This window comes from Bradyrhizobium sp. NBAIM03 (assembly GCF_020194055.1).
In the GTDB taxonomy this organism is placed as follows: Bacteria; Pseudomonadota; Alphaproteobacteria; order Rhizobiales; family Xanthobacteraceae; genus Bradyrhizobium; species Bradyrhizobium yuanmingense.
This window is the reverse complement of record NZ_JADYVS010000213.1, coordinates 1-415: the sequence shown is the minus strand read 5'-3', so window position 1 is coordinate 415 and position 415 is coordinate 1. Positions and strand designations below refer to the sequence as shown.

Genomic DNA, 415 nt, shown 5'->3' with positions numbered 1-415 from the left:
CATACGCACAGCAGAAAGTTTACCGTTGAGGAAGTAATGCTCGGCCTTACGGTTAGACTGACCATTTGTTCCCAGGAAGAAAGATGTCTGGTCCACACCATCGATAAAGGTGGTTTTCGGTACTAAATTCGCTACTTTCGCCCCAGGATGCCCCGCCAGATCCAGCGCCGTAGGGAAGAGATCCGCCAGATCGACAATGCCGTCAGATTTACGCGGTTGGATCATGCCTTTCCAGTAAACGAAGGTTGGCACACGAACGCCGCCTTCCCATGTAGAACCTTTCGCACCGCGGAACGGCGTGCGACCGTGCGGCGGAACTTCGGCTTCCGGACCGTTATCAGAGGTGAACACAATCAGCGTGTTATCAAGCTGACCGTTTTTCTCCAGTGCTTTATACAGATTGGCGAAGATATCG

At 52.5% G+C, this 415-nt stretch carries 1 pseudogene; it reads right to left on the bottom strand.

What is annotated here, in order from left to right:
• Nucleotides 1-415 (bottom strand): annotated as a pseudogene (gene aslA / locus I6F21_RS38155) (arylsulfatase AslA); the annotation flags it as partial.